This is a genomic window from Geodermatophilus sp. SYSU D01176 (genome assembly GCF_054050015.1).
The window spans coordinates 14,055-38,327 of the sequence record NZ_JBJGYN010000046.1 but is presented as its reverse complement, the minus strand read 5'-3'; the positions used below and the strand labels follow the sequence as shown (position 1 = coordinate 38,327).

At 75.9% G+C, this 24,273-nt stretch carries 21 protein-coding genes and 2 tRNA genes; 11 read left to right on the top strand and 12 right to left on the bottom strand.

The window, feature by feature from the left end; all coding sequences use genetic code 11:
• Nucleotides 1-205: 205 nt before the first annotated feature.
• The 9 genes from ACI78Z_RS19940 to ACI78Z_RS19900 form a co-directional block, all read right to left on the bottom strand.
• Complete coding sequence (locus ACI78Z_RS19940; RefSeq protein WP_457038286.1) at nt 206-1,132, bottom strand: glycosyltransferase family 9 protein; 927 nt, start codon at nt 1,130-1,132, stop codon at nt 206-208.
• A gap of 62 nt (nt 1,133-1,194) precedes the next feature.
• Nucleotides 1,195-2,589 (bottom strand): D-glycero-beta-D-manno-heptose 1-phosphate adenylyltransferase, encoded by a 1,395-nt coding sequence (rfaE2, locus tag ACI78Z_RS19935; RefSeq protein WP_457038285.1) that lies wholly within the window; start codon nt 2,587-2,589, stop codon nt 1,195-1,197.
• Nucleotides 2,586-3,251 (bottom strand): D-sedoheptulose-7-phosphate isomerase, encoded by a 666-nt coding sequence (locus ACI78Z_RS19930; protein ID WP_457038284.1) that lies wholly within the window; start codon nt 3,249-3,251, stop codon nt 2,586-2,588. Before ACI78Z_RS19930 ends, rfaE2 begins: the two co-directional genes overlap by 4 nt.
• On the bottom strand, nt 3,248-4,450 hold the full coding sequence (locus ACI78Z_RS19925; RefSeq protein WP_457038283.1) for a glycosyltransferase: 1,203 nt from the start codon (nt 4,448-4,450) through the stop codon (nt 3,248-3,250). The genes ACI78Z_RS19930 and ACI78Z_RS19925 overlap by 4 nt, the downstream gene beginning before the upstream one ends.
• On the bottom strand, nt 4,447-5,427 hold the full coding sequence (locus tag ACI78Z_RS19920; RefSeq protein WP_457038282.1) for a glycosyltransferase: 981 nt from the start codon (nt 5,425-5,427) through the stop codon (nt 4,447-4,449). The genes ACI78Z_RS19925 and ACI78Z_RS19920 overlap by 4 nt, the downstream gene beginning before the upstream one ends.
• Nucleotides 5,424-6,428: a glycosyltransferase family 9 protein gene (locus tag ACI78Z_RS19915; protein WP_457038281.1), complete on the bottom strand. Its 1,005-nt coding sequence runs from the start codon at nt 6,426-6,428 to the stop codon at nt 5,424-5,426. Before ACI78Z_RS19915 ends, ACI78Z_RS19920 begins: the two co-directional genes overlap by 4 nt.
• Nucleotides 6,422-7,921 (bottom strand): HAD-IIIA family hydrolase, encoded by a 1,500-nt coding sequence (locus tag ACI78Z_RS19910; protein ID WP_457038280.1) that lies wholly within the window; start codon nt 7,919-7,921, stop codon nt 6,422-6,424. Before ACI78Z_RS19910 ends, ACI78Z_RS19915 begins: the two co-directional genes overlap by 7 nt.
• Before the next feature lie 101 nt (nt 7,922-8,022).
• A complete protein-coding gene (locus ACI78Z_RS19905; RefSeq protein WP_457038279.1) occupies nt 8,023-8,538 on the bottom strand; it encodes a MarR family winged helix-turn-helix transcriptional regulator in 516 nt (171 codons plus the stop codon).
• 25 nt (nt 8,539-8,563) lie between these two features.
• Complete coding sequence (locus ACI78Z_RS19900; RefSeq protein WP_457038278.1) at nt 8,564-9,187, bottom strand: hypothetical protein; 624 nt, start codon at nt 9,185-9,187, stop codon at nt 8,564-8,566.
• A gap of 305 nt (nt 9,188-9,492) precedes the next feature.
• On the opposite strand from ACI78Z_RS19900, the gene ACI78Z_RS19895 reads away from it, so the two are divergent.
• Nucleotides 9,493-10,809, top strand: a complete 1,317-nt coding sequence (locus ACI78Z_RS19895) for an alpha-hydroxy-acid oxidizing protein (protein WP_457038277.1) — start codon at nt 9,493-9,495, stop codon at nt 10,807-10,809.
• Nucleotides 10,810-11,208: 399 nt separating this feature from the next.
• On the opposite strand, the gene ACI78Z_RS19890 is transcribed toward ACI78Z_RS19895, so the two are convergent.
• The 3 genes from ACI78Z_RS19890 to ACI78Z_RS19880 form a co-directional block, all read right to left on the bottom strand.
• Nucleotides 11,209-11,281: transfer RNA gene (locus tag ACI78Z_RS19890), tRNA-Arg, on the bottom strand.
• 21 nt (nt 11,282-11,302) lie between these two features.
• Nucleotides 11,303-11,391, bottom strand: a tRNA-Ser gene (locus ACI78Z_RS19885).
• Between the two features lie 81 nt (nt 11,392-11,472).
• Complete coding sequence (locus tag ACI78Z_RS19880; RefSeq protein ID WP_457038276.1) at nt 11,473-12,678, bottom strand: MFS transporter; 1,206 nt, start codon at nt 12,676-12,678, stop codon at nt 11,473-11,475.
• A 149-nt stretch (nt 12,679-12,827) separates the two neighbouring features.
• On the opposite strand from ACI78Z_RS19880, the gene ACI78Z_RS19875 reads away from it, so the two are divergent.
• The 10 genes from ACI78Z_RS19875 (at nt 12,828) to ACI78Z_RS19830 (ending at nt 24,271) form a co-directional block, all read left to right on the top strand.
• Nucleotides 12,828-13,361, top strand: a complete 534-nt coding sequence (locus ACI78Z_RS19875) for a CGNR zinc finger domain-containing protein (RefSeq protein WP_457038275.1) — start codon at nt 12,828-12,830, stop codon at nt 13,359-13,361.
• A gap of 26 nt (nt 13,362-13,387) precedes the next feature.
• Nucleotides 13,388-13,939 carry a phosphatase PAP2 family protein gene (locus tag ACI78Z_RS19870; RefSeq protein WP_457038274.1) on the top strand — a complete coding sequence of 184 codons (552 nt, stop codon included), beginning with the start codon at nt 13,388-13,390 and terminating at the stop codon, nt 13,937-13,939.
• A gap of 103 nt (nt 13,940-14,042) precedes the next feature.
• Nucleotides 14,043-14,591 (top strand): DoxX family protein, encoded by a 549-nt coding sequence (locus ACI78Z_RS19865; RefSeq protein ID WP_457038273.1) that lies wholly within the window; start codon nt 14,043-14,045, stop codon nt 14,589-14,591.
• Nucleotides 14,588-15,640 (top strand): PHP domain-containing protein, encoded by a 1,053-nt coding sequence (locus ACI78Z_RS19860; protein ID WP_457038287.1) that lies wholly within the window; start codon nt 14,588-14,590, stop codon nt 15,638-15,640. Before ACI78Z_RS19865 ends, ACI78Z_RS19860 begins: the two co-directional genes overlap by 4 nt.
• 878 nt (nt 15,641-16,518) lie before the next feature.
• Nucleotides 16,519-17,487, top strand: a complete 969-nt coding sequence (locus ACI78Z_RS19855) for a hypothetical protein (RefSeq protein ID WP_457038272.1) — start codon at nt 16,519-16,521, stop codon at nt 17,485-17,487.
• 162 nt (nt 17,488-17,649) lie between these two features.
• Entirely contained in the window at nt 17,650-18,510 is an 861-nt protein-coding gene (locus ACI78Z_RS19850; protein ID WP_457038271.1) for a glycosyltransferase, read from the top strand.
• Nucleotides 18,507-19,952 (top strand): glycosyltransferase family 4 protein, encoded by a 1,446-nt coding sequence (locus ACI78Z_RS19845; RefSeq protein ID WP_457038270.1) that lies wholly within the window; start codon nt 18,507-18,509, stop codon nt 19,950-19,952. The genes ACI78Z_RS19850 and ACI78Z_RS19845 overlap by 4 nt, the downstream gene beginning before the upstream one ends.
• Nucleotides 19,949-21,589 carry an ArnT family glycosyltransferase gene (locus ACI78Z_RS19840; protein ID WP_457038269.1) on the top strand — a complete coding sequence of 547 codons (1,641 nt, stop codon included), beginning with the start codon at nt 19,949-19,951 and terminating at the stop codon, nt 21,587-21,589. The genes ACI78Z_RS19845 and ACI78Z_RS19840 overlap by 4 nt, the downstream gene beginning before the upstream one ends.
• Nucleotides 21,590-21,638: 49 nt before the next feature.
• Nucleotides 21,639-23,060 carry a hypothetical protein gene (locus ACI78Z_RS19835; protein WP_457038268.1) on the top strand — a complete coding sequence of 474 codons (1,422 nt, stop codon included), beginning with the start codon at nt 21,639-21,641 and terminating at the stop codon, nt 23,058-23,060.
• The gene (locus tag ACI78Z_RS19830) at nt 23,057-24,271 is read left to right on the top strand and encodes a glycosyltransferase family 4 protein (RefSeq protein WP_457038267.1); all 1,215 of its coding nucleotides are present in this window, start codon (nt 23,057-23,059) and stop codon (nt 24,269-24,271) included. Before ACI78Z_RS19835 ends, ACI78Z_RS19830 begins: the two co-directional genes overlap by 4 nt.
• Nucleotides 24,272-24,273 lie beyond the last annotated feature (2 nt).

The window sequence follows — 24,273 nt, the reverse complement described above, 5'->3', positions numbered from 1 at the left end:
GGCGCCCACACCTTCTGGGGCCTGCTGACCCGCACCGCCGCCACGATCGCCGCGCACACCCTGCTACGCGTTCACGCCGCCGACCTCGAGATTGCATAGGTCAACACACATAACGCGCCTCAGGCGGTGAGTGCTCCTGCACTCACCGCCTGAGCCTCTGCGGACGCACTCCCCGGCTCCCGCCCGCGCAGGACAGCAGCGCAGGTCAGGTGCGGGCCAGCAGGTCGTCGAGCGCGGCGGTGACCTCCTCGACGGTGATCCGCCCCAGCGCCGGGTCGAGCTCGGTGCCCCACGGGTCCCCGTTGCCGTCGCCGTGCCAGAGGACGACGTGCAGTGGCCCCTGCTCCCCGGCCCTGACCGGCGGCCCCCACAGCGCCGGCGACACCGGACCGAACAGCACGACCGAGGGACGGCGGTAGGCGGTCGCCAGGTGGGCCATGCCGGTGTCGCCGCTGACCACGACGCGGGCACCTGCGACCACCGCGGCCAGCTCGAGCGTCGTCGTCCGCCCGGCCAGCACGCACCCCTCCCCCAGCCCGGCGCCCTCGGCCACCGCCCGGGCGAGCGGCACCTCGGCCGGTCCCCCGGTGATGCGCACGTCCAGACCGCGGGCGGCCAGGTGCCGGGCGACGGCCGCGAACCGGTCGGCCGGCCAGCGCCGTCCCGGGTACGCCGCCCCGGGATGCACCAGCGAGACGCCCGCGGGGGCCGGCGCGGGGACGGCGGGGACGGCGAGGTCGAGCGCGTCGGGGTCGGCCGGCACGCCGAGCCCCTCGGTGACCAGCCGGCACCAGCGCCGCACCTCGTGCTCGTCGGCGTACCACGCGGGCCCGGGATAGCCGGGACTCTCGAAGGTGAGCAGCCGATCGGGGTGCAGGTCGGCGACCACGACGTGCGAGGCCGGCCCCTTTCCGTGGAGGTCGACGGCGAGCTCGGGCGGCGGGCCGGGCCAGTCCAGCGGCTCGAGCTCGCGGGCGGGCAGCACCTCGTCGACGGCGTCGATCAACGAGGCAAGGGGCTCCAGCGCCGCGGTGGTGGCGAGCACCAGCCGGTGGCCGGGCACCGCCGCCCGCACCGCGCGGATCGCGGGCACGCCGGTGAGCAGGTCCCCCAGGCCCAGCGGCCGGAGCACGACCGCGACCGGTGGGCCGTCCTCGGTGCCTTTCGCGCGCGAAATGCACCCGGGAGGGCCTTTCACACGCGGGAGCGCTCGACCAGGGCCGTCGTGGAGTGCCCGTCGAGGTAGGGCAGCACGACCGCCTGGCCGCCCCAACCCCGCAGCACCGCCGCCTCGGGCAGGTCCGCGCCGGCGTAGTCGCCGCCCTTGGCCCACACGTCCGGGCGCAGCCGCCCGATCACCTCGGCCGGGGTGTCCTCGTCGAACACGACGACGGCGTCGACGAACTCCAGCGCCCCCAGCACCCGCGCCCGGTCCGCCGCGGTCACCAGCGGCCGGGACGGGCCCTTGAGCCGGCGCACCGAGTCGTCGGAGTTGATGCACACCACCAGGCAGTCACCCAGCCCGCGGGCGGCCCGCAGCGTCGCGACGTGGCCGGGGTGCAGCAGGTCGAAGCAGCCGCCGGTGGCCACCACGGTGCCGCCGGCCGCGCGCACCCGGGCGATCACCCCGTCCGCCCCGGGCTCCGCGACCACGTCCGGCCTCCCGGTGTCGGAGGCGTCCCACGCCGAGGCGCCGCCGCGCGCGACGAAGCCGCCGGCGAAGGCCACCGCGGCCGCCACGGCCTCCCCGGTCACCGCGCCGTCGGCCAGCGCGATCGCCGCCGCGGCCGCGAACGAGTCGCCGGCGCCGCACGGGTCGCCGCCCGTCACCGGGGTGGCCGGCACGACCATCGGGGCGCCCTCGCCGTAGGAGAGCAGCGCACCGCGGGCGCCGAGGGTGACCGCGACCGCGCCCACGCCCCAGTGCCGGATCAGCGCCTCGGCCCGCGCGCCCACCGCGGCCAGGCCGTCCCCGTCCGCGGCCACCCCGGCGGCCATCCCAGCCAACGCGGCCACGCGGGCGGCCTCGGCGCCGTTGGGCGTCACCAGCCGGACGCTGGGCACCGGGTCGGCGCCGCGGGGGTGCGGGTCCCAGACGACCGGCCCGCCGGCCTCGCCCAGCAGCGCCCGGACGGCGGGGTCGGCCGTCGTCCCCCGGCCGTAGTCGGCCACGAGCACCGCCGCGGCGTCCCGGACCGCGGCGGCCGCCTCGTCGGGCAGCGCGCCCAGCCCGGCCACCGGGGCGCCGCTGTCGATGCGCGCCACCGAGTGGTCGCCCACCCGCACCCGGCGCTTCACCACCGTCCCGCCGGTCGCCGGGATCTCGACCAACCGCACGCGGCCGGCGAGCAGCGCACGCAGCCGGTCGGCGTCCTCGTCGTCGGCCATCGGGGTGACCAGCACGACCTCCCGGCGGGTGGCCCGGGCCGCGATCACCGCCGCCAGCGCCGCGCCGCCGGGGCGCTCCCGGGTCTCGACGTCCTCGACGACCGGCACCGGGGCGTCGGGGGTGAGCCGGGACGCCGTCCCGACCAGGTCGACGTCGAGCAGCGCGTCGCCGACGACGACCAGCGCCCCCGTCGCGCTCACCGGGCCACCCCGAGCTGGGTCTCCGGCACGCGGGCCGGCTCGGCGAGCACCGCCGCGTCGAAGGCGGCGCAGACCAGGTGCAGGGCGACCAGGTGGCACTCCTGCACGGTGGCCGTCCACGGGGAGTCGATGCAGATGGCGTCGTCGGCGACGGCGGCCAGCGGGTTGGGCGCCGGGCCGGTCATCGCCAGCACGGTGATGCCGCACTCGCGGGCCCGGCGCGCGGCGGCGACCGCGTTGGGGCTGCGGCCGGAGGTGGACAGCAGCACCAGCACGTCCCCGGCCCGCCCGTGCGCCTCGACCTGGCGGGCGAACAGCTCGTCGGCGGGGTAGTCGTTGGCGATCGCGGTCAGCGACGAGGTCTCGGCGGTCAGGCAGATCGCGGAGAACGGCGGCCGGTCGGCCCGGTAGCGCCCCACCAGCTCGGCGGTCAGGTGCTGGGCCTGGGCCGCGCTGCCGCCATTCCCCGCCGCGAGCAGCCGGCCACGGTCGGCCCCGCAGAGCACGTCGGCGAGCAGCCGCCCCCACCGGTCCAGGGCGTCGAGCTGCCCGTCCAGCGACCGCAGCGCCGTGGTCAGCGACGCGACGTGGTCGGCGCCGGTCAGGTGGGTGCAGGTGTCCGGCGAGACGACCTCGCCGGCGGAGTGCGGCGGAACGCTCATCGGGCGACCTCCACGAGACGGCGGCCGGCCAGGACCTGCCGGTAGACGGTGTCGGTGTCGGCGACCACGCGGGCCCACCGGTAGCGGGTGCGGGCGCGCTGCACCCCGGCCGCGCCGTAGGCGGCGCGGCGGGCGTCGTCGGCCAGCAGCGCGGCGAGCACCTCGCCGAGCCGCGCCGGGTCGCGGGCCGGGACCAGGTCGCCGGTGACCCCGTCGGCGACGGAGTCCTGCAGCCCGCCGACCGCGGTGGCGACCACCGGGCGGCCGCAGGCCATGGCCTCCAGCGGGGTGATGCCGAAGGGCTCGTACCAGGGCACGGCCAGCACGACGTCGGCCGAGCGGATCCAGGCCGGGACATCGGCCCGCGCCACCGCGCCGGTGAACACCAGCCGGTCGGCGACACCCAGCGAGGCGGCGACCGCGCGCAGCCGGCGCACCTCGGCGTCGCCGTCCAGCTCCGCGGCCGGCGGGCCGCCGACGACGGCCAGTTCGGCGTCGGGTACGGCGGCCAGCGCCCGGACGGCGTCCTCCTGCCCCTTGCGCTCGACCAGCCGCCCGAGGACCAGCAGCCGCTTGCGCTCGCCGCGGGGGGCGACCGGACCGCGCGGGGTGAACACGCTCGTGTCCACGCCGCACGGCACGACCGACACCCGGTCGCTGTCCAGGCCCAGCCGGCGCAGCTCGAAGACCTCGTCGGAGCAGGTGGCGACGACGTGGCTGACGTTCCGGCACAGCGACCGCTCCAGCTCGACGCGCTGCGGCGGCGAGGTATCCGCGGCGCCCTGGTGCCGGCGCTTGACCGAGCCCAGCGCGTGGAAGGTCTGCACGACCGGAACCGCCCCCGCGGCGGCGACCGAGGCCAGCCCGCTCATCCAGAAGTGCGCGTGCACCAGGTCCGGGGGCCGCCGGGCCCACTCCCGGCGCAGCACCGACGCGAACTCGGGCATGTGCCGCAGCAGGTCGTCCTTGGGCAGCACCGCGGCCGGGCCGGCGGTCACGTGCGCGACGTCGTAGCCGTCGGCCGTGGTCACGCGGTCGGGCTGGGCCGGGTCCTCGCGCCGGGTGTGCACGGTCACCGCGTGCCCGCGGCGGGCCAGGCCCGCGGCGAGCGCGGCGACGTGCACGTTCTGCCCGCCGGCGTCCACCCCGCCGATGGCGGCGAGCGGGCTGGCGTGCTCGCTGACCAGGTCGATGATCACCGGGTCACCTCCTCGAGAAGGGCGTCCCAATCGGAGAGGAACCGGGGAAGCCCGTACCGCTCCAGCGCGGCGGCGCGCGCCGCCTTGCCGGCCAGCCGGGCGGCGTCCTCGTCGTGCAGGAAGGTGCGGACGGCGTCCCACAGGACGTCGGGGTGGGTGGAGAGCACACCGGCCTCGGCCGGCACCGCCTCCACCGCCTCGGTGGTGGCCAGGGCGACCACCGGGAGGCCCAGGTGCATCGCCTCGAGCAGGGAGAGCCCGAGGGAGGTCCACCGGACCGGGTGCACGTAGACCCGGCGGCGGGCCAGCTCGGTGTGCATCGCGGCCTGCGGCGGGTCGTCGTGCAGCGCGACGCGGTCGGGGTCGAGCCCGTACCGCTCGTGCAGCCCGGCCAGCCCCATGCCGAAGACGTCGACCGGGGCGACGGCGGCCAGCCCGGGCAGCAGGTCGGCGCCGACCGTGCGGCCGCGGCGCACCGGTTCGTTGGTGACGACGGCGGCCCGCGCCAGCTCGCCGGTGTAGCGCTCGCCGGGGTCGACGATGCCGTGCTCGATGACCGTCGTCGGCGCCCGGCCGTTGTCGTAGAACAGCTGGTTGAAGTACGTGACGTGGGCGATCGGGATGTCGTCGCGGTCGGCCAGCGGGTGCCGGGTGTGCGGGACCGGCCCGTCACCGGGCTCCAGCCCCGGCGCGTTGTGCTCGAGGAAGACGGCGGGCAGGTCCCGGCCGGGCTCGCGGCCCAGCCACTCGCGGACCAGCTCCAGGTCGCGGGTCCGCTGCAGGACGACGACGTCGACGTCCACGTCGCGCAGCTGCTCCGGGGTCACCTCGCGGGCCGACGCCGGCCAGTCCCAGGTGCGGGCCCGGCCCAGCCCGTCGGGGCCCCGGTCGGGCGTCACGGGCAGCAGGTACTCGTGCCGGCCCTGGACGAACGCCGTCGTCCACGAGCCGTGCACGTGCCAGAGCAGGACCCTCACGCACTCACCAACTTCTCCACAGCCGCGACGACGTCGTCCGCGGTCACCGAGGTCAGGCACGGGTGGCCGGGGACCGGGCACTCGCGGGCCCGGGTCAGCCGGCAGGGGGCGTCCTGGTCGCCGAGCAGCACGGTGGGGACGCCGTGGGGCGCCCACCGTGCTGCCGGCACGACCGGGGAGAACAGCGAGACGACCGGCGTCCCGACGGCGGCGGCCAGGTGCGCCGGACCGGTGTTGCCGACGACGACCGCCGCGGCGCCGTCGAGCAGCGCCGCCAGCTCGGCCAGGCCGAGCGCACCGCCGAGGTCGACACCGCGGGTGCCGGCGACGGCCGCGGTGAGCTCCCGCTCCCCCGGCCCGCCGGTGACCAGCACCCGGTGGCCGGCGTCGGAGAGCGCCTCGACCGCCTCGGCGCAGCGGTGCGCCGGCCACGCGCGGGCGGGCACGCTCGCGCCCGGGTGGAGGACGAGGTACGGGGTCTCGTGCGCGACCGGGGGCAGGGGTCGGCGCACGGCGAGCCGGCCGTCGTCGCCGGCCGGCAGGTCGAAACCCGCGGCGCGGGCGAGGGACAGGGCCCGCTCGGGTTCGGGCAGGTCGTCCTCCACCTGGTGGCGGACGTCGAGCAGCGACCCGGGGTAGTCGACGCTGATCGCGGAGATCCGCGGGACGCCGGCGGTGCGCAGGACCAGTGCCAGGGGCAGGGGCGACTGGTGGAAGGACGTGGAGACCACGGCCTCGTCGGGGGCGAGGGCGCGGACCCGGTCGGTGAGCGCGGCGAGGTCGTCCGCGTCGACCGGCGGCGGGTCGCCCAGGATCCAGGGGCAGGCCCAGGTCCAGACCTCGTCGACGCCGGGCAGCAGCCGGGCCGCGTCGGCACCGGCCGGACCGGCGAGGAACACGACCCGGTCGGCCCCCGCGGCCACGGCCCGGACCAGCGGCCCCTGCACCAGGACGTCGCCGACCGAGTCCAGCCGGGCGACGAGCACCGTGCGGGTCACCACGCCCCCGCCAGGACCTGCTCGACCGCCTCGCCGATCGTGGCCGCGCGGCGGGGGGCCGCCTCGACCTCGGCCCGCCGTGTCACCGGCGTCGGGACCAGGATCCCGCTCGCGCCGGCGGCCGCCGCGGCCTCGACGTCGGCGCCGATGTCGCCGATGAGCACGCACCGGGCGGGGTCCACGTCGAGCTCGGCACAGGCGGCCTTGACCATCCCGGGCGCGGGCTTGCGGCAGCTGCAGCCGTCGTCCGGCCCGTGCGGGCAGACCTGCACCGTCTCGAACGGACCGAGGAGCTCGTCGAGCCGGGCCATGCAGGCGTCGACCTGCTCGCGGGTGATCAGCCCGCGGGCCACGCCGGACTGGTTGCTGACCACGCCGACCCGCACGCCGCGGGCGCGCAGCGCGTCGACGGCCTCCTTCGCGCCGGGCACCGGCGTCACCAGCGCGGGGTCGCCGTTGTACGGGTAGTCGCGCACCAGGGTGCCGTCGCGGTCGAACAGCACCAGGTCGGGCAGCCCACGCCAGGGCCGGACCCGCCGGTGCTGCACGGCGCCGCGCAGGACGTGCCAGGTCGCCAGCGGCGGGATCAGGGCGCTGGTGGCGAGCATGGTGCCGACCTCGGCGCGGTCGCGCGGGCCGGGGGCGATCCGCGCCCAGGCGAACTCGCCGGTGCCGGCGGCCCAGGCGACGGCGGCGGCCAGCGCGGCGCGCGGCCGGCGGGCCGCGGCGAGGCCGACGGCGGTCAGGCCGGCCGCGGTGACCGCCAGGTGCCGCGGACGGCGGCCCAGCGGCGCGTCGGCGCGCTCCCGCCAGTCGGGGCCGTGCAACCGCCGCATCAGGACGTCGTCGGCGTTGCCCGCCTGCACGCGGACGCTCACCCAGCGATCGACCGGGCGCACCGGGTGGGTGATCCAGCGCTGCCCGCGGACCAGCCGGGCGCCGGTGTCCATCACCCGCAGCGCCAGGTCGGAGTCCTCGCGGAAGGCGCGGGGGAAGCGCTCGTCGAAGCCGCCGACCGCGGCCAGGGCGGCGCGACGGTAGGCGAGGTCGGCGGTGATCCAGGAGCTGGTGGCCAGGCCCGCGGTGCCGCGCTCCCAGTCGGTGGGCCGGCGGTCCGCGGGCAGCGGCACCCGCACCCGGCCCTGGCTGCCCGCGACGTCGGCGGGCAGGTCGGACAGGTCCTCGGCCAGCCGCTGGTACCAGTCGGGGTCGGGGACGACGTCGTCGTCGAGGAAGGCCACCCACTCGGTGCGCACGCTGCGCCAGCCGAGGTTGCGCGCGCGGGCCGGGCCGCCGCCGCCGGTGCGGACCACGCGCACGGGCGGGAGGCCGGGCCGCTCGGGCCGCAGCGGGTCGCCGGTGGGCCGGTCGTCGACCAGGACGAGCTCGGCCGGGCGCGGGCCGGGGGCCTGGGCGAGGGCGGCGAGCAGCACGCCGAGGGACGGCCGGCCGACGGTCGGCACGACCACGGAGCACTGCTCGATCCCCACCTGCATGATCACGTCCTGCCCGTCCACAGTGGTGCGGAAACACTACGGGCTTGAAGTGTTCAGTGGGTGCGCCTTCCCCGAAGGCGATTCCCGCGGAAAACGCCCGGTCAACGGCGGGTTCGAGCGGCGGCCGACACGCGGGCAAGGGCGTCGGTGACGACGGGGGCGTCGTCACCCAGGAGGGTGAGCAGGTGGGCCACCAGGCCGTCGTGGGTGGGGCGGGCCTCCTCCACCTTGGCCCGGCCGGCCGGGGTGAGCCGGGCGTGCAGCAGCCGCCTGTCGCCCGACGAGCGCTCGCGGACGACGTAGCCCTCAGCGACGAGGCGGCTGACGGTGCTGGTCACGCCGGCGCGGGAGATCCCGAGCGCCTCGGCGACCTCGCCCATCGTGGCCCGCTCGCCGGGGGCCTCCGCGATCCGCCGCAGCGCCTCGTAGCCGGTGAGGGAGAGGTCGTGCCGCCGGTGCAGCGCCGAGTCCACGCGGCGGGTGATGCGGTCGTGCACCTGCACGATGCGGAGCCAGGTCTCAGCGGGGCTGGGCGTGACCCCCGGGACGTCCGCGACGTCCCCGGGCACGTGCTCGGCGGGGAGGTCCGGAGCCAGGGCGTCCTCGGGGCGGGCCACCCGCCCATCGTCGCCGACAGAGCGCTCAGGCGCTCCCGCTGGAGGCACGGGCCTGGTCGCGGGACCGCGGACGGCGGGAGCCGGCGGCGACGGCGAGGCCCGCGCCGGTGACCAGCAGCGCACCACCGGCGGTCAGCAGGGGCCAGTGCGCGCCGCCGCCCGCCACGGCGGCCATCTCCTGCGCCGACACCGGGACGGCGGGAAGGCCGTCCGGGGCGCCGGCCCCCGGGTCGGAGAGCCCGGGCAGCGGCACGACGGCGGCGCCGGTGCGCGGGGCGATGGCGGCGCAGTCCTCGGCCGCGGGCCGGGTGAAGCTGTAGCCGGGGAGGTCGTCGACGTACGCGGTGCCCGAGCCGTCGAGGGGCGTGTACCGGAGGAACGGGTCGATGGTCTCGCCCCACTCGACCGGGCCGGTGCGGAGGACGACGACCGCGCCGGGTCCGACCTCCGCGGTGGCCTCCCCCGCGGGACTGCGGGTGGTGGCCAGCGTGACCGCGTGACCGACGGTGCCGCCGGTGACCTCGACGACCACACCGCCCGGGCGGCAGCTGGGGCCGTGGGTGACGCGGGCGTCGGGGTGGGCGTCGCCGTCGACGGCGGCCGCGGGCCCGGCCAGGACGGCGCCCGCGCAGAGGAGGGCGAATGCCATGACTCCTGCGACGGGCACCCGCGCGACGACAGCCGCGGGAGCGGCGCAGCGAGGTGTCAGCGAGGAGCGGACCGCAGCACGCAGCCGGGCCAGTCGATCCGGCCGGGTGGCCACCTGCACGTGCTCTTCCCCCTGGTTCTGCGCCGGCGCACCAGCGGTGCCCCGGTGCCGCCCATGATGCAGGCGGGAACAGGTCGTCGCCCTGGGGTTACTGACCGGTCGCGCGTGTCGCTACGGCGTGTCGGCGGAAATCCGGTCCCGGACCGTCCGACCGACTGTGACGGGGCGCTCACTACGGTGGCGGCGTGGAGTCAGCAGCGGGCACCGGTCGCCGCCGGCAGGACGAGGTCTACCGCGCCGGGGTGTACGGCCGGCGGCCGCGGGTGCCCACGGCCGCCCGGGCGCTGCAGCGCCGCGCGGAGCGACGGCTGGGCGCCCGCGCGTACTCCTACGTCGCGGGCGGGGCGGGCGACGAGGCGACCCAGCGGGCCAACCGCGCGGGGTTCGACCGGTACGCCGTCGTCCCCCGGGTGCTGCGGGACGTCAGCGTCCGGGACACCTCGGTCGAGCTGTTCGGACGGCGGCTGCCCGCACCCCTGCTCCTCGGCCCCGTCGGCGCCCTCGAGCTGGTGCACCCCGCGGCGGACCTCGCGGTGGCGCGCGCTGCGGCGTCCCTGGGCGTGCCGATGGTCTTCTCCAACCAGGCGTCGGTGCCGATGGAGGAGTGCGCCGCGGCGATGGGCTCCTCCCCGCGCTGGTCCCAGCTGTACTGGTCGACGTCCGACGAGCTGGTGGAGAGCCTGGTGGGGCGGGCGGAGGGGAGCGGCTGCGACGCGCTGGTGGTCACCCTCGACACCACGATGCTCGGCTGGCGCCCCCGTGACCTGGACCTGGGCCACCTGCCCTTCGCGCTGGGCAAGGGGATCGCGCAGTACACCTCCGACCCGGTCTTCCGCCGGCTGGCCGAGGAGCGGGCGGCGGCGTCGGCGGCTCCCGCACCGGCGCAGGCGGGCGCCACGGCCGGCAGGGACCGGCAGCCGCGACCCACGCTGGCGGCCGTCCGCGCGCTGGTCGGGATGGCGCGGGCGTGGCCGGGATCGACGCTGGACAACCTGCGCTCGCCGCTGCCCCGGGCCGCGGTCGAGACGTTCCTCGCCATCTACTCCCGGCCCTCGATCACCTGGGCCGACCTGGCCTGGCTGCGCGCCCGCACCCGCCTGCCGATCGTGCTCAAGGGCGTGCTGCACCCGGACGACGCGCGCCGGGCGCTCGACGAGGGCGTGGACGGCGTGGTCGTCAGCACGCACGGCGGGCGGCAGGTGGACCGCTCGATCGCGGCGCTCGACGCCCTGCCCGAGGTGATCGCCGCGGTCGCCGGCCGGGTGCCGGTGCTGCTCGACAGCGGGGTCCGCAGCGGCGCGGACGTGCTCACCGCGGTGGCGCTCGGCGCGCGGGCGGTGCTGCTCGGCCGGCCGTTCGTCTGGGGGCTGGCCCTGGCCGGCGAGGAGGGGGTGCGCCAGGTGGTGTCCGACGTGCTCGGCGAGTTCGACCTGACCCTCGGGCTCAGCGGCCACACGGCGGTCGACCAGCTCACGCCCGAGGTGCTGCGCCGGGTCGGCTGAACGACGACCCGTCCTCCCTTCGCGGGCTCCGGACAGGGCCCGGGACGGGGCCGCTACGACACGCCGGTCCGGGGTTGACCCGGGGGTGTGGCGGGGGTCACAGTGAGGTCGCGGGCGGGGGTAGCCGGCGAACGAGTGGCCACCCACTGCTGGGTGGATCGACCAACGCGGCCAGACCGCCAGGACCGGCCCCCCGCCCCTCACCACCTCCGGCGCGCTCAGCCCCTGCCCCGCACTGTGGGCAGGGGCTGAGCGCGCCGGAGGGGCGGATCAGGCCACCGGGCCGAGCGCGAGCAGGCGCGTCGGTCGATCTGGGGGTGCGGCGCCGGCCGCCGTCCGGACAAGAGAACAGCGGCCCCGTCCCGGAGGACGGAGCCGCTGTGCTGTCTCAACCAGACGTGCACCCGAAGGGATTCGAACCCCTAACCTTCTGATCCGTAGTCAGATGCTCTATCCGTTGAGCTACGGGTGCGTGCTGTTCAGTTGTCGTGCGCGGAGGCTCCGGGATTTGAACCCGGGATGGGGATTAACCCAAACCGCATTAGCAGTGCGGCGCCATAGACCGGACTAGGCGAAGCCTCCCGGGGTCCGAGTCCCCCCGGAACCACCGAGAGAAGAGACTACCAGCGCCCCGGGAGGCGGTCGGCCAGGGGTCCCCCGACCTCAGGCGGCCACCGGCCCGGACACCCGCCCGCGGGCCGGGCGCCAGCCGGGCACCAGGGTGACCAGCACGGCGAGAGCGGCCCCCGCCACGGCGAGCAGCAGGCTGCCGCTGACGCCGGCCGGGCCCTCGATCAGGGCACCGCCGAGCGCCGCCCCGACGGCCGAGGCGCCGGTGGCCATCGTGGACAGCCAGGTGAACGCCTCCGTGGTGGCGTGCGCCGGGGCGAGCGCACCGACCAGCGAGTTCTGCACCGTCAGCGTCGGCGCGATCGCCGTCCCGCCCAGGAAGAGCAGCGCCCCGAGCACCCACGGGTCGGACGCGGCCGCGAGCGGCGCAAGACCGATGGTCACGCCGAGCAGCAGCCAGCGGTACTGCCGCGGCAGCGAGACGCTGACCACCCGGGCGCCGAACCACAGCCCGCCGGCCACCGAGCCCAGCGACCACAGGGCCAGCAGGACGCCGGACATGCCGGGCGACCCGGCGGCGTCGGCGAACGCGGGGACGGCGACCTCGAGCGCGCCGAAGCCGAGCATGAGGGCCGAGCCGCTGAGCAGCACCCGCGGCATGCCGGGGGTGAGCACCGTGGCGAACGGGCTGGTGCGGTGCACGGCGGGGACCGGGACCCAGCCGCGCATGGCCGACGACGTCGCGACGCCGAGCGCGCCGGCGATAGCGAGCACGCCCGCGACGGCGACCGCCCACGCGGGGGTGGCCAGCACCGCGAGCGCGGCGACGAGCGTGGGGCCGGCCACGAAGACCAGCTCGGTGGCGGTGGCGTCGAGGGCGTAGGCGGTCCCGCGCACCCGCGGGTCCAACCGGGACCACAGCGCGCGGACCGCCCCGGACACCAGCGGCGTCCCGGCGCCGGCGGCGGCCGAGGTGGCGACGACGGCCACGGTCGGCGCGCCGCCGAGGACGACCGCCACGAGCAGGGTCAGCAGCAGCGGGAAGGCGCCGACCTGGGCCAGCAGCACCGGTCGCGGGCTGCGCCGGTCGGCCAGCCGGCCGAGCACCGGGGCCATGCCGGCCATCGCCAGGCCGTAGGTGGCCGACGCGAGACCGGCGACGGCGTAGGAGCCGGTCTGCTGCTGCACCATGAGCAGCAGGGCGAGCGGGACCATGGCCGAGGGGAGACGGCCGGCGAAACCGGCGACGAGCAGCACCGGGGCGGACGGCAGACGCCAGACGGACAGGTACGAACGCACGACGGACTCACTTCGGACAGCGGGGTGGGCGGGAAGAGTAGGGAGTCAAACACCGTTGACTGCCTACATGCTACGGACGGCGACGTAGGTGGTCAAGTGACGAACGGCGCCTACGGCGTGTCGGCGGCTCAGCAGCAGTAGGGGATGCCATGGACTACGACACCTACGGATCCACCGCGGTCGAGCTGGCCATCGACCTCGCCAACGCCGACCGGGACGCCGGACCGGACTGGGCGACGGCCTTCCTGCGCGCCCACGGCGAGTGGTTCGAGCCGGGCGCCGTCGTCGCCCTCTCCCCCGACGAGGCCGGTCAGGCGGCGGCCACCGCCGACCTGGTGCGGGCGGTGGCGGTCGCCACGACGCAGCCCGAGGTGCTCGAGCGGCTCAACGCGCTGCTCGCGCTCGCCTCCCCCCAGCCCTACGCCACCGACCACGACGGCGAGCTGCACCTGCACTACGCCCGCCCCGACGCACCCCTGCTCGAGCAGCTGACGACGACGGTGGCGATGGGGCTGTCGCAGGTCGTCGTCCAGCACGGCTGGCAGCGGATCGGGGTCTGCTCGGCCGAGGGCTGCGACGACGTCTACGTCGACACCTCGCGCAACGCCAGCCGCCGGTACTGCTCCAACACCTGCGCCAGCCGCTCGACGGTCGCCGCCTACCGCGCCCGCCAGAAGTCCTGAACGCGACGGCTGCCGGCGTCGGGCGGATGCGCAGCGCCCGGCACTGGGACGCGCGCCTGCACACCCTCGTCGGCGGGCTGCCGCACTCCCCCGCCGACCCCTGGCTGCGCCGGCTCACCACCGCCGCCGACCACGGCCGCGTCTGGATGGTCGTGGGCGCGGCGCTGGCCCTGCACCCCGGGTCGCCGCGCCGGGGTGCGGTCCGCGGACTGGCCGCGATGGCGGTGTCCAGCGGGGTCGTCAACACCGCGCTCAAGCCGGTGTTCGGCCGCCGGCGTCCCGACCTCGGCGCGCACCCGGTGCACCGCCTGCTGCACGAGCCGATGACCACGCACTCCTTCCCCAGCGGACACTCGTCGTCGGCCGGGGCCTTCGTCACCGGCGTCGCGCTGGAGTGCCCGGCGGCCGGAGCGGTCCTGGCGCCGCTGGCGCTCGCCGTCGGCTACTCCCGGGTGCACGTCGGCGTGCACTACCCGGGGGACGTCGTCGCGGGCCTCGCCGTCGGCGCCGCGGTCGCCCTCGCCGGACGGCGCCGATGGCCGGTGCGGGCCGGTTCTCCGGCTGCCGCGCGCGGTTGACCCAGCGGAGTGTCGGTGACCTCACTACGGTCCCGGTCAGGGGTGTCCCGGCGCGGGCCGGGGCACCGAGCGTCCGAGAGATCCCGAAGGAAAGAGGTCCTCCATGTTGGTCCGCCGGATCGCCCGGCCCCTGCTCGCGTCGTCGTTCGTCTACGGCGGCATCGACACCCTGCGCAACCCGCAGAGCCGGGTACCGGGTGCCGCGCCGGTCGTCGACCAGATCGCCGCGACGGCCGACCAGCAGCTGCCGGTCCAGGTGCCCCGGGACGTCGAGCAGTACGTGAAGGTCAACGCCGGCGCGCAGGTCGCGGCTGGCTCGCTGCTGGCCCTCGGCCGGCTGCCCCGGCTGTCGGCGCTGGTCCTCGCGGCCAGCCTGGTGCCGACGACGCTGGCCGGGCACCGCTTCTGGGAGCACGACGACCCCAAGGAGCGCTTCGGCCAGACCGCGCACTTCGTCAAGAACCTGAGCATGCTCGGCGGGCTACTCATCGCCGCCGTCGACACCGAGGGCAGGCCGTCGGTCGGCTACCGCGCCCGCCGCGCGGCGACCCGGGCCGCTGACGCCACCGAGAAGAGCCTCGAGAGGGCGCAGAAGCGGGCCGCCAAGGCCGAGCGGAAGGCCGAGAAGAAGTACAAGAAGGCCTCCCGCTGAGCGACCCCCTCCCGCCCGCGGCCGCGCTCCGGAGGATCGCCTTCCTCCTGGAGCGCGCCCGCGAGCCCACGCACCGCGTCTCGGCCTTCCGCACCGCCGCGGCCGTGGTCGACGCCCTCGGGCCCGACGAGCTCGACCGGCGGATCCGCACGAGGACGCTCACCGACCTGCGCGGCATCGGGCCGAAGACCGGCGCGGCGATCGTGCAGGCGCACGCCGGCGAGGTGCCCGAGTACCTGACCCGCCTGGAGGAGGCCTACGGCGAGCTGGTGCCGCTGGCCGACGACGTCGCGGAGTTCCGCACCCTGCTGCGCGGGGACCTGCACGTGCACTCGGACTGGTCCGACGGCGGCAGCCCGATCCGGGAGATGACCGAGGCCGCGATCGGGCTGGGCCACGAGTACATCGCGCTGACCGACCACTCACCGCGGCTGACCGTCGCCAACGGCCTGTCCCCCGAGCGGCTCGAGCGCCAGCTCGACGTCGTCGCCGCGCTCAACGAGGAGCTCGCGCCCTTCCGCATCCTCACCGGCATCGAGTGCGACATCCACGTCGACGGCAGCCTGGACCAGACCGACGAGCTGCTCGGCCGCCTGGACGTCGTCGTCGCGAGCGTGCACTCTGACCTGCGCGCGGACTCCGCCGCGATGACCGAGCGGATGCTCACCGCGGTCGCCGACCCGCACACCGACGTCCTCGGGCACTGCACCGGCCGGCTGCTCATCCCGCGCGAGCAGCGGGAGGGACGCCGGCAGCGGCCGCGCCCGGAGAGCGCCTTCGACGCCGAGGCGGTGTTCAGCGCCTGCGTCGAGCACGGCACCGCCGTGGAGATCAACTCCCGCCCCGAGCGGCTCGACCCGCCGCTGCGGCTGCTCACCCTGGCCGTCGGCCTGGGCTGCGAGTTCGCCATCGACACCGACGCGCACGCGCCTGGTCAGCTGGACTGGCAGGGCAACGGCTGCGAGCGGGCCGTCGAGTGCGGCGTCCCGGCCGAGCGGGTGGTGAACACCCGCTCCGCCGACGACCTGCTGGCCTGGACCCGGGGCTAGCTTTCGCCCTCGAGGTCAAGACCTGTGGTGGGCAGGGGTGATCGGGCCGGCCGCCGAGGGCGTCCGGCCTCCTGGTCAGGACGGCACCGGCCATCCAGGCCCTCACCTGAACACGCTGAGTGATGCGTGGTCGCGCTCGGCGCATCGGTGGAGCCAGTCGAGGTCCGGCGGGTCCTCCCCGAGAAAGGCGCCCTCGAGGCGGGACCGATCGGCTGCTCAGAGTGATCAGGACGCATGTACGGTTATCGAGCGCCACAGTTCCCTATACCGGCTCCTAGGGAACTGTCACTGTCCGTCACGTTGCGCACCGCGTGTCTTCCCGCGGCGCCTTTTGGGGTTGACCGTCGCCCTCGGCACGGACAGGGTCGCTCGACGCACACCAGGGGGACAGACGGGCGAGCGCGCTCGGTCGCCCTCGCCGGCGGTCGGGAGTCGACGTGGAGGACGGGGGCAACCACACAGGGGTGCTCGCGTGCACCCCTGCTCCGGCTGCCGCTGAACACTCCGCTCGCCAGGTGACCCGGCGGCTGGTGGTCGCCGGTCTGTTCCTGATGGGTCTCTGGTCCCTGCTGCTCGTCCTCGCGGAGCCGGCTTCGGCTGAGCAGCTCCACCGACCGGTCGCCCCTGTCGCCGAGGTGACCCCGGTTCCGGACGAACTCCCCGTCGCGCCGCCGGCCGCAGGCCAGGCGCCGCCTTCCCCGCCCCAGGCGTCCGCCGCGGCAAGCGGCAGCGACCATCGCGGCGGAGGCCCGAGCGCCGGCAGCGGCGCTCCGGCCCGTGACCCCGGCCACTGGACCACTCAGGGGCGCCCGCCGGCTGACCCCACCGCTGCCTCGACTCCGGCCCCGAGCGATCCCCCTGATGCGCCCAGCGCTGGAGTGACACCCACCGGCGGCACCACCACCGAGACCACCGGTGGCGACACCACCACCGGGACCAGCACGGACACGACCGACGGTGACACCACCGGTGGCACCACGCCCGAGACGACCGGCGACACCGGAACCGAGTCCAGCACGGACACGACCGGCGGCACCGACCCCGACCGGGACACCGACACCGACACCGACAGCACCGGCGGCTCGGCCGGCGAAGGCACCACCACCGAGACGACCGGCGACACCGGAACCGACAGGTCCGGCGGCTCGACCGGCGGCACCAGCACGGGCACCGACAGGACGGACGGCACGAGCGGAGAAGGGACCACCACCGAGACGACCGGCGACACCGGAACCGGGACGACTGGCGACACCACCACTGGAACGTCCGGCGACACGACGAGCCCAGGCACCGGCACGTCGACGACGGACCGAACGTCCACCGGCCAGCACGACGTCGTCCTGCTCATCGGCCCCACGGTGGCGACCGACCCCGTCGTGACCTCGTCCGACCGCTCCGACGACACGCCGGCAGGGCCCGCACTCCCCTGCTCTGTCACGCCGGGCTCCGGCCTGCACGTCTCCGACGGGCACGGGTCCGGCGTGCCGCGGATCGAGATCCGATCCGCGGCTGCCGGGCACGGCGAAGACGTCGCGTCATCCGCCTCCGCACCCCCGGCCCCGCCGGCGGTCGTCTCGGCCCCCTCTGCCCCCATCGCCCCCGCAGCACCCCTGCAGCCGGCGAGCCCGCCGATGCCTGCCGCGCCGGCACCGGTGAGTGGACCTGCCCTGGGGTGGTGCGGTTCCTCCTCCGCGGGCAGCGGACAGAGCGACGATTCCTCGCCCATGCCCGCGGCCGTCGAGGCCGGCTACGCCGCCACGCTCCTCCAGGCCTGGGTGCAGTCCACCTCCACCCCGGCCGGCCGGGTCGTCACCAGCGCCGACGACCCCGGAGCACGCCCGGACTGATCCCCGCAGTCGTGCGTGCGGCGCGTCCTCGCTGACCGCCCTCCCTCCCTGCACGGGCACGGCTCACGTCCGCCTGCCGTCTCCCGGGACACACCGTCCCTCCTGCTCGTCACCTCATCCTGCCGCCGGATCTGTGGCGGCACGCCTTAAGGACATGGCCCCATGAGGACAAGCCCTCACCCAGGAAGCGTTCTCGTCCCCCCCACCCGGACGACCCCGGACCGCCCGCTGTTCGTCCACTCCCCTGGCGCGGGCGCCGTCCGCCCCCTGAACCCCCGCCCGGTCGCGCTGCCCGACACCCGGCGCGCGGTCGACCTGGAGATCGCGATCCCGGCGTACAACGAGGCAGCGCGCCTGCCGCTGACGCTGCGGCGCACCGTCGAGTACCTGCGCGAGCGACCGTGGTCCTCCCGCGTCGTCGTGGTCGACAACGGGAGCTGCGACGGCACCGCCGACGTCGTCCGGGCGTTCTCCCGGCGGAGCGATCGCATCCGCGTCGAACTGGTCGGCTGCTCCCACCCCGGCAAGGGCGCCGCCGTCCGGCGGGCGCTGTTGAGCAGCCGGTCGCGGTTCGTCGGTTTCTTCGATGCCGACATGGCCACCCCGATCGAGACCCTGGCCACCGCGATGGCCCACCTGGAGCGCGGCGCAGCGGCGGTCATCGGCTCGCGGCACACGCCGGGCGCCGAGTTCGTGCACCGCCAGCCCGCGGGCCGGCGGCTGGGCGGCAGCGCCTTCCGCCTGATGGCCCGCAGCGTGGTCAAGGGCGTGCACGACACCCAGTGCGGCTTCAAGTTCTTCGAGCGGCATGCGGTGACGCACGCGCTCGTCACCTGCCGCACCAGCGGCTTCGCGTTCGACGTCGAGCTCCTGCGTCAGCTGCAGCGGGCCGGCCTGGACATCGTGGAGGTCCCCGTGGCGTGGAGCCATGCCGGAGAGTCGTCGTTCCACCCCCTGCGAGACGGTCTGGCCAGCTTCAGTGCCGTCCTGCAGATGCACCGCCCCACCGGGTGGGCGTCGTGACCGGCACCGCGCGGGGTCTGCGCGGTGCCCGGATCCTGGTGCTCAACTGGCGCGACGTCCGCCACCCGCAGGCCGGCGGCGCGGAGCAGTACATCCACGAGATCGGCCGCCGGTGGGTGCAGGCCGGCGCTGCGGTGACCTGGTTCACCGCTGCCGTTCCCGGCGAGCCGGACCGCGACGAGATCGACGGCATGCACCTCTACCGCGCCGGCGGCCCGCTGTCCCTGTATGCGCGGTCGGCGACCCGGATGGTCCTCAGCCGCGGGGAGTTCGACGCCGTGGTCGACTGCCAGAACGGGATCCCGTTCTTCGCCCCGCTGTTCGCCGGCGCGGACGTCCCCGTGGTCCAGGTGGTCCACCACGTGCACCAGGACCAGTTCGCCACCCGGTTCTCCCCGCCCATGGCCGCGCTCGGCCGGTTGCTCGAGGGTCCGGTCGCCCGACGGGTCTACGGGGAGCGGTCCATCGCCGCCGTGTCGCCGTCCACCCGGGCCGAGCTGCGCCGGAGGCTGGGCTTCCGCGGCCCGATCTTCGTGGTGCCGAACGGCAGTGCCCCCGTGCCGCAGGTCACCCGCCCGCGATCCGCCGACCCGACGATCGCCCTGGTGACCCGGCTCGTCCCGCACAAGCGGGTCGACCTGCTGCTCGGGCACCTGGCCACCGTCGCGGGAGAGATCCCGGGCCTCCGGGTCGAGATCGCCGGGGACGGGCCCGAACGCTCCCGACTGCAGGGCCTGGTGACCGACCTGGGGCTGCAGGCGACCGTCCGGTTCCACGGGCGGGTCTCCGACGAGGTCCGTGACGAGCTGCTCGCGTCGGCGTGGTTGACCGTGTCGACATCCGCCTCGGAGGGCTGGGGCTGCTCGGTGATCGAGGCGGCCGCCTGGGGCGTGCCGTGCCTGGCGCTGCAGGTGCCGGGCATCCGTGACTCGGTGCTGGACGGGTCGACCGGCTGGCTGGTCGACGACCCCCGCGACCTCGGCGCCGCCCTGGTCAGCGCCGTGTTCCACCTCGCCGACCGCAACCGGGCCGAGGCGGTCGCAGCGGTCTGCCGTGACTGGGCGTCCTGCTTCAGCTGGGACCGCAGCGCCGACCTGCTGGCCGGCGTCGTCCTCGAGGAGATGCGCCACATGGCCGCCCTCCGGCAGGGAGCGATCCCCGAGCGGAGATCCGCCCGGTCGGACATGGCGGTGCTCGCCGGTTTCCGGACCTCAGGGGTCGCAGACGTGCGGGAGTCGCTGCGCTCCACCGACGAGGTGGTGCGGCACGGCGACCGGACGTCCGTGGTGCTCAGTGGCTGCGACGAGTTCGACGCCGCAGCCGTTCTGGCCCGGATCGGCGCCCAGGACGAGTTCCTCCGCCTGGCCGACCGCCGGCTGCTGCTGGCCGGGCCGAGTGCCCCGCCGGCACTGGACCTGCTCGACATGGAGAGAAGTGCATGACCCTGATCGACGAGTCCCCCGCTCCCGCCGAGGACGCGCCCGAACCCCGGAGCGCCGGACGGCCGGCGATCTGGCGGCGCATGGCCGCCTCTCCGCCGGTGCTCGCGGTCGCCTTCGCGGTCCTGGCCCTCGCCGTGCGGTCGATCGGCCTGACCCGGAGCTTCGAGCTCTGGATCGACGAGATGCACTACGCCGACCTGGGCGCCGCGGTCAGCCGCGGCGAGATGCCGGCTCTCGCCGACGGGCCGTTCTTCCTCCACCCACCCGGCTTCTTCCTCCTCGAGGGCGCCGTGATCCGGCTCCTCGGCCTGGAGACCGGCGACAGCATGGAGCTGGTCTACGACCTCCGGTGGCTGGCCGCGGCCCTCGGCGCCCTGTCGGTGGCGCTGGCCTTCCTCCTCGTCCGGCGTGTGGCGGGGACCTGGCCGGCGGCGTGGGTGGCCGTGGTCCTGGTCTTCGAGCCGTTCGTGCTCCGGAACAACAGCCGCGTGTTCCTGGAGACGCCCGCGGTGGTCGCCATCCTGGGCGGCCTGCTCCTGCTGACGCAGTACCTCGACCACCCCCACGCCAGGCGTCCGCGGGGCCGCCTGGTGGTCGCCGGGCTGCTGCTGGGGTACGCGGTCCTGACCAAGGACGTGTTCGCCGTCTACGCCGTGGTCCCGGTGCTGCTCGCTTTCGTCTGGCGGCGCACCCTGCAGCTCCGGGAGGTGGGGATGGTCCTGGTGGGCGTCACGATCCCCTACGCGGCGTACCTGGCCTTCCTCGGGCTGACCGGCTACCTGGGGTTGTGGGCCACGGCGAAGGGCGCCGGCGTCCTGCGGCTGGTCGGAGCCGAACAGACGACCGGGTTCAACGCCCCGGGGGCACCCAGCCTCGTCGAACGGCTCGTCGACCAGGCACAGCACTACGGCACGAGCTACCTGATCCTGCTGCTCTGCCCGGTGGCCGGGCTGCTCGCCGCGACCAGCCGGCGTCCCGACCGCCGTCTCGTCGGTCTCACGGCGGCGGCCATGGGCGCGTTCGGCGCCTTCCTCGCCGTCTTCGGCACCCTCGAGGAGCACTTCGGCTACCCGGTCGTGGTGGCCGGCGCCACCGCCCTCGGGGTCTGCACGGCCATGGTCGTCGAACGCCGGCCGGCCCTGCGCAGGGCCACCGTCGGTGTGGCGGCGGCGATCCTCGCCGTCGTCGCGCTCGTCGGCCTGCGGCTGGAGTCCGCTGCCGACGACGGCTTCCGCAGCTTCCGGGCGTGGGCAGCCGACGAGCTCCCGGCCGACGCCCGGGTGGGCGTCACCAACGACACGGCGGTGCGCGCCTTCCGTGACGACGACCGGTTCGGGGCCTGGTCGACCGCGGAACAGCTCAGGGAGAACGGCGCCGGGTACGTGCTGACCGTGAGCCTGCCGACCGAGCAGGGCTACGCCCGGGCCCGGCCGGAGATGCTGGACTGGCTCGAGGAGAACGGCTCGGCGGTCTTCCGGCACGAGGGCCCGACGAACGGCGAGACGGTGCTGTGGTCCGTCGAGGAGGACGATCTGGCCGCGGCCGCCGCGCGCGGGATCGGTGGTGCGCCGCCGCCCCTGGACGCCGGGACAGCCGGCGAGCCGGTCCCGGAGGCAGGTGACGGTGGGACTCCATGACGCCACGGGCCGATACCCGAGTGACCGACGTCGTCGGCGGGGCCTCGCCGTGCTGGTGGTCCTCGCTCTCGTCGTCGCCGTCGCCGTCGGAGGCGCCCTGTTCCTGTCCCGCCAGGCGGAGGACGACGTGACGGCGGGGGACGACGGGACGGCGGAGGACGTCAGCGACCTGGCGTTCGGGGTCCTGGGGTCCCGCTGCGAGCCCGACAGGGTGACCGCGCTCAGCGAGGCCGGCGTGCGCTATGCCGAGGTCGGCCTGAACTGGGAGGCGTTCGAGCCGGTCCCGGGGGAGTACGACCAGGGCTACGCGGCGTTCCTGCGCCACCGGCTCGACGTGTGCGACCGCGCAGGCATCGGCGTGGTCTTCACCCTGGGCCTGCACTCGGCCCCCGGCTGGGTCGCCGATCTGCCGGGCGGCGCCTACGTGAACCAGCACGGCGACCGCGGGCCCTCGGAGGTGCCGAACCTGGTCTTCAGCGCGGCCGTCCGGGACGCGGTCGCCGACTACCTCGGCGAACTGGACCGCGCCGTCGGCCTCGGCCGTGCCGCGGCGATCCGCGTGGGCACGGGCGTCAACGGCGAGCTGGGCTATCCGGGCACCGAGTCCTCGGGGGACAACCCCTTCTGGGCATTCGACCAGGCCGCGCAGTCCGGCCTCGGCCTGGCCGACGGCGCGGTGCCCAGCCCCATGCCGGGATGGACCCCGGGCTCCCCCGTCTGGGACGACGCCGCGGTGAGCACCGAGCAGGTCCGGGAGTGGTTCGGGTGGTACTCGCGGTCGGTCGCCGACGCCGTCGTGTGGGTGGTGCGGGTCCTGCGCGACCAGGGCTACACGCGGGACATCCACTTCCCGCTCGCCGGCCGCGGTGCACTGCCCGCCGACCTCGAGGCAGCCCTGGCCGCCCGCCTGGACGGCACCGCCGACCGCGACGGCAGCCTGGGGGGTGGACTGTTCTACCCCGCCCAGCTGCGCCACATCGCGGACAGCCTGCGGACCACCGAGCGACCCGGCTGGGGTGCTCTCCACGCCGACTCGAGCAGCGTGGACGACGCGACCGCGGTGACCGCTCGCCAGCTCGACCCACCCCAGGACACCTGCCAACCCGGAGACGCCGACCGCGACCTGCTCGGCGAGCCCCACGTCGAGCAGTGGTCCTCCGTCCGATGGACGGTCGCCAACGCCCGTCGGGCCGGGCTGAGCGTCGTGGGTGAGAACCCCGGGTCACCTGACATCCCGCGGACCGGCGGGAACGAGCTGACCGACAGCGCCGCGGAGCAGATGGTGCACGCGCCGCGGTACGCCCGGGACTGCGGCATGTCGCTGCTCATGTGGGCGTTCGAGGACGACCTGTTCGGCGGGCGGCCCGGCGCCGGAGTCGACGACCTCGCCCGGCAGGTCCGCGCCGCCGGCGCCGGCAGCAGCGAGCGCCGTCCCAGGCGCCGGCCTCGTCGAGAGGACCAGCACAGATGACCGCCGTCCACACCGACGGACCGCAACGGCCAGGGACCCCCGGCGGGGGGCTGCCGGCCCTGCGCGTCCTGCACCTGGGCTTCGAGGACCCGCTGATGCCCGGCTCGGGGGGCGGCTCCGTGCGCACCCGGGAGATCGACCGGCGGCTGGCCGCCGGGGGGATGGAGGTCACGGTCCTGACCACGCGGTACCCCGGCTGCGTGGACGGCGAGGTTGAGGGGGTGCGGTACGACCACGTCGGCATCGGCCGCGGCGTCAACCGCCTGACCCGGCTGGTCGGCTACCTGGTGATGCTGCCGGTCGCCGTCCGGAGGCACCGCGACGCCGATCTCGTCGTCGAGGACTTCCTGCCACCGTTCTCCAGCATGGCCGTCCCCCTGTGGACGCGGCGGCCGGTGATCGGGATGGTGCAGTGGTTGCACGCCCGCGAGAAGACCCGCCAGTACAAGCTCCCGTTCCACCTGGTGGAGCGGGCCGCCGTCCGCACCCACCGGCGGCTGATCGCGGTGTCGCAGGGCACCGCCGAGCGGTTGACGTCGATGAACCCCCGCGCCTCGGTCGAGGTCATCGGTAACGGGGTCGAGCCCGCCCTGTTCGACCAGCCGGCACAGCTGGGCCGCGATCTGCTGTGCATCGGCCGGCTGGAACTCGAGGGCAAGGGCCTCGACCTGCTGCTGCGGGCCTGGGCCACCGCACACCGCGCCGTCGACGGTGATCTGGTCATCGCCGGTACCGGCCCGGACGAGGCGCGCGTCCGGCAGCTCGTCGAGCGACTGGGGCTCTCCTCCCGCGTGCGCTTCGCCGGCTGGGTCAGTGGCGCGGACAAGACCCGGCTGCTCAGCGCCAGCCGCCTCGTGGTGGTGCCGTCCCGTGCCGAGACCTTCGGCATCGTGGCCGTCGAGGCGCTGGCCGCTGGCACGCCGGTCCTCGCTTTCGACATCCCCTGCCTCCGGGAGGTCGTCCCACCCGACTGCGGGAGGCTCGTCCCGCCCTTCGACGTCGCCGCGCTGGCGGAGGAGCTCGCCGCCCTCCACGACGACGAGGACCTCCTCCGGGCCATGGGCGCAGCCGGCCGCGCATTCGCGGCCGGCTACGACTGGGACGTCCTCGCCCGCCGGCAGGCGGACCTCTACCGATCCACCGTGACACGGCCACGGACCGACGACCCGCCGCGACGGCGGCGCGACCTGATTGCGAGGGCACGCTCGTGACG

Excerpts from the sequence above, each read along its gene's own strand:
- ACI78Z_RS19850 (WP_457038271.1), top strand. The coding sequence starts at position 17,650 with ATGAGGACAAGCCCTCACCCAGGAAGCGTTCTCGTCCCCCCCACCCGG.
- ACI78Z_RS19870 (WP_457038274.1), top strand. The coding sequence starts at position 13,388 with ATGCGCAGCGCCCGGCACTGGGACGCGCGCCTGCACACCCTCGTCGGC.
- ACI78Z_RS19900 (WP_457038278.1), bottom strand. The coding sequence starts at position 9,187 with ATGGCATTCGCCCTCCTCTGCGCGGGCGCCGTCCTGGCCGGGCCCGCG.
- ACI78Z_RS19840 (WP_457038269.1), top strand. The coding sequence starts at position 19,949 with ATGACCCTGATCGACGAGTCCCCCGCTCCCGCCGAGGACGCGCCCGAA.
- ACI78Z_RS19875 (WP_457038275.1), top strand. The coding sequence starts at position 12,828 with ATGGACTACGACACCTACGGATCCACCGCGGTCGAGCTGGCCATCGAC.
- ACI78Z_RS19930 (WP_457038284.1), bottom strand. The coding sequence starts at position 3,251 with ATGAGCGTTCCGCCGCACTCCGCCGGCGAGGTCGTCTCGCCGGACACC.
- ACI78Z_RS19910 (WP_457038280.1), bottom strand. The coding sequence starts at position 7,921 with ATGCAGGTGGGGATCGAGCAGTGCTCCGTGGTCGTGCCGACCGTCGGC.
- ACI78Z_RS19830 (WP_457038267.1), top strand. The coding sequence starts at position 23,057 with ATGACCGCCGTCCACACCGACGGACCGCAACGGCCAGGGACCCCCGGC.
- ACI78Z_RS19865 (WP_457038273.1), top strand. The coding sequence starts at position 14,043 with ATGTTGGTCCGCCGGATCGCCCGGCCCCTGCTCGCGTCGTCGTTCGTC.